6 protein-coding genes are annotated in these 5,706 nt (G+C 74.7%); all 6 read right to left on the bottom strand.

The genetic code is table 11. From position 1 onward, the window contains the following. Positions 1–1,238, bottom strand: a 1,238-nt coding sequence (locus AB0J68_RS25505; RefSeq protein ID WP_363940698.1) for a nucleotide pyrophosphatase/phosphodiesterase family protein, incomplete at its 3' end; no start/stop codon positions are given. Further along, on the bottom strand, positions 1,235–2,434 hold the full coding sequence (gene eboE / locus AB0J68_RS25500; RefSeq protein ID WP_363940696.1) for a metabolite traffic protein EboE: 1,200 nt from the start codon (positions 2,432–2,434) through the stop codon (positions 1,235–1,237). The genes eboE and AB0J68_RS25505, both read right to left, overlap by 4 nt. Then, a complete protein-coding gene (locus AB0J68_RS25495; protein ID WP_355064081.1) occupies positions 2,434–3,288 on the bottom strand; it encodes a TatD family hydrolase in 855 nt (284 codons plus the stop codon). The genes eboE and AB0J68_RS25495 overlap by 1 nt, the downstream gene beginning before the upstream one ends. Next, entirely contained in the window at positions 3,289–3,897 is a 609-nt protein-coding gene (locus tag AB0J68_RS25490; protein WP_363940694.1) for an EboA domain-containing protein, read from the bottom strand. A gap of 65 nt (positions 3,898–3,962) precedes the next feature. Continuing rightward, a complete protein-coding gene (locus AB0J68_RS25485) occupies positions 3,963–4,961 on the bottom strand; it encodes a sugar phosphate isomerase/epimerase family protein (protein ID WP_363940692.1) in 999 nt (332 codons plus the stop codon). Beyond that, a partial coding sequence (locus tag AB0J68_RS25480) for a 4-hydroxybenzoate polyprenyltransferase (protein ID WP_363940690.1) occupies positions 4,958–5,706 on the bottom strand: 749 nt, incomplete at its 5' end. The genes AB0J68_RS25480 and AB0J68_RS25485, both read right to left, overlap by 4 nt.

Raw genomic sequence — 5,706 nt, 5'->3', positions numbered from 1 at the left:
TGGGCGCCGGCGTCCAGGCCGACGGCGCTCATCAGGTAGCGCATGCCGAGCTTCTTGCGGGCCAGCGCCACGCCTGCGCGCGCCTTCGCGGCACCGGGGTTGGCCGGGTCGAAGAACAGCTCGGCGGGGTCGTACCCCGGCTTGCGGTGGATCTCGACCAGCCGGGCGAAGTCCGGCGCGCGGGCGTCGTCGAGCCAGTAGTAGTAGGTGAACCAGGAGTCCGGCTCGGCCACCAGCACCAGCTCACCGGCGCGCGGGTGGTCCAGCCCGTGCGCGGCCTTGCCCTCGGCGTCGAGCACCTCGGCCACCCCGGGCAGCCCGGCGCAGAGCTTCGCCACCGCCGGCACGTCGGCCGGGTCCTTGACGTAGACGTGCGCGACCTGGTGGTCGGCGACCGCGAACGCTTTCGACGTCCACGGGTCGAGGTACTCCATGCCGGCCTGGGTGTGCACCCGCAGCAGCCCCTCGGCACGCAGCAGCCGGTTGACGTCCACCGGCCGGGACACGTCGGTGATGCCGTACTCGGAGAGCACCACCACTGTCGCGTCGCGGGCCCGTGCGGCGTCCAGCAGCGGGCCGAGCACGGCGTCCAGCTCGGCCGCCGCGGCGGCGGCCTGGGCCGACGAGGGGCCGAAGCGTTGCAGGTCGTAGTCCAGGTGGGGGACGTAGACCAGGGTCAGGTCGGGTGACACGTCGGCCAGGATCTGCTCGGCGGCCTGGCAGATCCACCGCGACGACGGCAGCCCGGCGGTCGGCCCCCAGTAGGTGAACAGCGGGAAGGTGCCCAGCCGCCCGGTGAGCGCGTCGTGCAGCTCCGGCGGGTCGGTGTAGCAGTCCGGCTCCTTGCGGCCGTCGGCGTAGTACACCGGTCGCGGCGTGACGGTCCAGTTGACGTCCGCGCCCATGGCGTACCACCAGCAGACGTTGGCCACGGTGTAGCCCGGTTCGGCCCGACGGGCCGCCTGCCAGAGCTTGTCCCCGCCGACCAGCGCGTTGTGCTGCCGCCACAGCAACACCTCGCCCAGCTCCCGGAAGTACCACCCATTGCCGACGATCCCGTGCCCGCTGGGCTGCTCGCCGGTGAGGAAGGTGGACTGCACCGAGCAGGTCACCGCGGGCAGCACGGTGCCCAGCTCGGCCCGGAAGCCGCCGTCGGCGACGCCGCGCAGCCGAGGCATGTGCGCCAGCAGGCGGGGGGTCAGCCCCACCACGTCGAGTACCACCAGTCGTCGGCTCATCGCGTCACTCCCGCGGTCACGGTGTGTTCCGGGGTCAGCCCGAGGCCGACCAGTTCGTCTCGGGCGAAGGCCAGCTCGGCGGCGATGCCGGCGGCCAGCTCCGCGTCGGTGCCCGGCCGCCGCGCGGCCGGTAGAACCCCCCAGGTGTACGTCTCGACGTCGAGGTGGTCGCACCCGGCGGTCGGCCCGCTGTAGAGCGCTCTCAGGGCGGCGCGCAGGACGGGCAGGGTCGAGCCGAGCGGTTCCTCCGGTGGGGCGTGCAGCGGCACGTGGTAGTGCACCCGCCACGGGCCGGGCAGCTCCCGGTCCAACGCCTCGTCCAGGTCGTCGGCCGCGTACGCCGCATCGGCCGGGTCGGCCAGACCGGCGCAACCGGCGCTCCGGGTCTGGTGCAGGAAGCGCGGCTCCACCCAGCGGCGCAACGCGTCCGCGCCGCCGGCCGGGTCGGCCGCCTCGACGGCGGCGGAGACCTGCACCTTCACCACGGGCAGTCCGGCCGCCCGCAGTCGTTCCAACGCCTCGGCCGGCTCCTCCCAGGCGCACGCCAGGTGGGCCAGGTCGAGGCAGACGCCCAACCGGTCGGTGTCGATGCCGTCCAGCAGCGTGGCTGCCTGCCCGGTGCTCTCCACCACACAGCCGGGCTCCGGCTCGAAGGCGACCCGCACCTCGCGGCCGGTGTCGCGCTGCACGACGGCCAGGCCGGCGGCGAGCTGGTCCAGCCGGCGTCGGGCCGCGTCGGCCCGCTCGGTGTCCCAGGGCCGCCGCCAGGCCAGCGGCAGGGTGGAGATCGAGCCCCGGGCCGCGTCGTCGGGCAGCAGGTCGGCGAGCACCCGGGCCAGATCCACTGTGTACGTCAGCCGCTGCTCGGTGGTCCAGTCCGGGTGGTACACGTCCTGCTTGACCACCGGCGCCTGGAAGGCCGCGTACGGGAAGCCGTTGAGGGTGACCACCTCCAGCCCGCGCGCGTCCAGCTCGGCGCGCAGCCGCAGACGCAACGCCGGGTCGGCGGCCAGCTCGGCGGCGACCGGGGCGGCCAGCCACAGGCCGAGGCCGAGCAGGTCGCTGCCGAGCGCTTCCCGCACCGGTACGGCGTAGGTGTCCAGTTGACCGAGGATGCCGGCGAGGTCCTCGGCGGGGTGCACGTTGGTGCAGTAGCCGAGGTGGACCGTGTCGCCGCCGGCATGTCGCAGCCGCATCAGCTGCCGCCGCGCAGGATCGAGTTGCCGGTCTGCGGGTCCACGGCGGTGACGTCGAGGTCGCTCAGGTCGAGCCGACCGGACTGGCCGTAGAACTCCACCGGGTTGCGCCACAGCACCCGGTCCACGTCGTCGTCGCTGAACCCGGCGAGCAGCATCGCCTCCGCGGTGGCCCGGGTCAGCAGCGGATCGGAGCGACCCCAGTCGGCGGCCGAGTTGACCAGCATCCGCTCCGTGCCGTACTCGCGCAGCAGATCGACCATCCGCTGCGGCGTCATCTTCGTGTCCGGGTAGATGGAGAAACCCAGCCAGCAGCCGCTGTCCCGGACGAGCTTGACGGTCACCTCGTTGAGGTGGTCGACGACCACGCGACCCGCGTCGATGCCGGATTCGGCGACCACGGCGAGGGTGCGCTCGCAGCCGCGCGCCTTGTCCCGGTGCGGGGTGTGCACCAGCGCCGGCAGGTCGTACGCCACGGCGAGGGCGAGCTGCGCCGCGAAGGCCTCGTCCTCCTCCGGCGTCATCGAGTCGTACCCGATCTCGCCGACCGCCACGACCGCGTCCTTGTCCAGGTAGCGGGGCAGCAGGTCGAGCACCGGGCGGCAGCGCGGGTCGTTGGCCTCCTTGGGGTTGAGCGCGATCGTGGCGTGGTGCCGCACCCCGAACTGCCCGGCCCGGAAGGGTTCCCAGCCAATGAGCGAGTCGAAGTAGTCGATGAACGAGGCGGCACTGGTGCGCGGCTGGCCCAGCCAGAACGCCGGCTCCACCACCGCGCGGACCCCGGCGGCGGCCATCCGTTCGTAGTCGTCGGTGGTGCGTGAGGTCATGTGGATGTGGGGGTCGAAGATGCGCATTCACGCCTCCCGGGGCAGTGCGGCGGTGAGCCGGTCGAGCAGGTCGGTGGCGTCGGCGGGCATCTCCCGGCCGGCGGCGTGCCGCTCGGCGGTGAGCGCGGCCAGCATCCCGGCCAGCTTCCCGTCGGCGCGGGTCTCCAGGTCGGCGACCACGGCCAACGGCACGCCGCTGAACACGCACTTGAGGACCGCCTGCCGCCAGGCGGCCGGGTCGAGGTGCCGGGCGTACGGGCCGAGGGCGGCGGCGATCAGCCGGGTGTCGTTGGTCCGGATCGCGTCATGCAGCAGCGGCACCCCGGCGGCGCCGATCGGCAGCAGCGGCAGGGCCCGCAGCACGGCCCGCCGCTCGGCCGCGTCACCGTGCTGGTAGAGGCTCTCGGCGTACGAGGCGTGCTCGCCCGGCAGGGCGGTGAGCAGCAGCACCCGGGCCGCGTCGTCGGCGGTCCAGCCGGGGGCGTCGGGCAACGCGGCCCGACCGCAACGCCGGCCGACGGCGGCAAAGAGCCGGGCGATCGCGGTGGGCTCGGCCGCGACCTGGCGCAGCGCCTCGTCCAGCCAATCGGGATCGGGTACGCCCCGCAGCGCGGCCCGTAGTGAATCCGGTGTCATCCCGTCTCCTCCCCTTGTGCTGCTGCGCCGCTCCGCGGGTGCCCGAGCGCGTCCTTTGCTCTGCTTCACTCCACGCGACGGTCGGTGTCCCGATCTGTTGCGTCCGTTGAAGCAGAGCAAAGGGCGTCGGCGGGTACCTTCTGTCGCCGGCGGTCACCGATTGTCGAAGTGGCCGCCGCGCGCAGGAAATCAATGGACCGGGCGGCCACGTCCGGTGCGGCGTGCGAGTCGCGGGGCAACTCGACGGCGACCAGCCCGCGGTAGCCGGCCTCGGCCAGGGCCGCCAGCACCGGCGGGAAGTCGATCTCACCGGTGCCGAACTCCAGGTGCTCGTGCACGCCCCGGCGCATGTCGTCGATCTGCACGTTGACCAGGTGGTCGGCCACCTCGGCGACACACTGCGGCACCGGCCACGGCTCCAGGCACCGGCAGTGGCCGATGTCGAGGGTGATGCCGAAGCGGGCCGGCGCGTCGAGCGCCGCGTGCAGTCGACGCCAGTCGGTGATGCTCTCGACAAGCATGCCCGGCTCCGGCTCGAAGCCGAGGGTGACGCCCGCGCTGTCGGCGGCGTCGATCACGCTGGCGCAGCCGGCGACCAGCCGGTCCCAGGCGCACTGCGGTGACACCGTCTCGGGCCGCACGCCGGCCCAGAACGAGACCGCCTCCGCCCCCAGGTCAGCGCCGATCCGCACCGCCCGGCGAAGGAACTCGATCCGCCGGGTGGGGTCGTCGTGCAGCAGCGTCGGTGCGTGCTTGTGCCACGGGTCGAGCAGGTAGCGGGCCCCGGTCTCGATCATCACCCCCAGACCGAGCGCGTCCAGCCGCCGGGCGACCGCGGCGATCCGGCGGGTGAGCCCGGGTGCGAACGGGTCCAGGTGGTCGTGGTCCAGGGTGAGCGCCACGCCGTCGTAGCCGAGGTCGGCGAGGACGGCGAGCGCGTCGTCGAGCCGGTGGTTGGCGAAGCCGTTGGTGCCGTACCCGAGGCGCAGCGTCGTCGCGTCGCCGTTCGGCGGCACGACCGTCCCGTTGCCGGACTGCGCGGGTCGGGGCCGGGGCACGGTCATGTCGGGGAGACCTTCCGGGCCAGCCGACGGCCCAGCGGCGCCGCCGCCGCGACGGCCAGCCCGAGCAGGCCGGCGCCGCCGCGTGCGGTGAGCGCTCCCTGCAGGGCGGGCAGGCCGGTGATCCCCGCGCCGACCGCCGCGCGGACCTTCCCGGCCGAGGGATCCCGGACGACCTGGGCCTGGGCCGCGCCGTAACGGGCGGCGTACCACCCGGCCAGCAGCGCGGGCAGCGCGGGCAGCGCGACGGCGAACCCGGCCGACCGGGCCCGGCCCCCGCCCACGACGGCCCGCCCGTCGGCCCCGGCAGCTTCGGCAGCCCCGGCGCCGGGGACGGCAGCGCCACGGACGGCGGGGACGGCAGCGCCACGAGCACCGGGCACGACAGCGCGACGGGCGCCGGGGACGGCGATGGCGGCGCTGGCGGCAACCAGGGCGGTGCCGGCCAGGGTCCGCATCGGCAGGGCCGCGTCCGTGCCGGTGACCTCGCGCCGGGACAGGGTGGTGACCGTCCAGGTGTGGGCCGCCACGGTCGCCGCCGAGGGGAGCGCCCGCCACAGGTGGCCGCCGGATGCGCCCAGCAGCACGTCCAGCCCTCGGCAGGCGGCCATCACGGCGGGGCCGGCGGCGGTGTTCTTGGCCAGCAGGTCGTACCCCCAGATGCTGGCGGCCAGCGGCACCGCGAGCGCGGCGGCGCGGCGACCGCCCACGGCGGCGGCCAGGCCCACGCCGGCGGCGGTGAGGCCGG

Origin of the sequence: Micromonospora sp. NPDC049580, assembly GCF_040675595.1 — a bacterium.
Classification (GTDB): domain Bacteria; phylum Actinomycetota; class Actinomycetes; order Mycobacteriales; family Micromonosporaceae; genus Micromonospora.
This window is presented reverse-complemented; position numbering and strand designations above follow the sequence as displayed.

What these genes read in the sequence shown, in the direction of transcription:
- AB0J68_RS25490 (WP_363940694.1), bottom strand. Translation starts at nt 3,897, where the DNA reads ATGACACCGGATTCACTACGGGCCGCGCTGCGGGGCGTACCCGATCCC.
- AB0J68_RS25495 (WP_355064081.1), bottom strand. Translation starts at nt 3,288, where the DNA reads ATGCGCATCTTCGACCCCCACATCCACATGACCTCACGCACCACCGAC.
- eboE (WP_363940696.1), bottom strand. Translation starts at nt 2,434, where the DNA reads ATGCGGCTGCGACATGCCGGCGGCGACACGGTCCACCTCGGCTACTGC.
- AB0J68_RS25485 (WP_363940692.1), bottom strand. Translation starts at nt 4,961, where the DNA reads ATGACCGTGCCCCGGCCCCGACCCGCGCAGTCCGGCAACGGGACGGTC.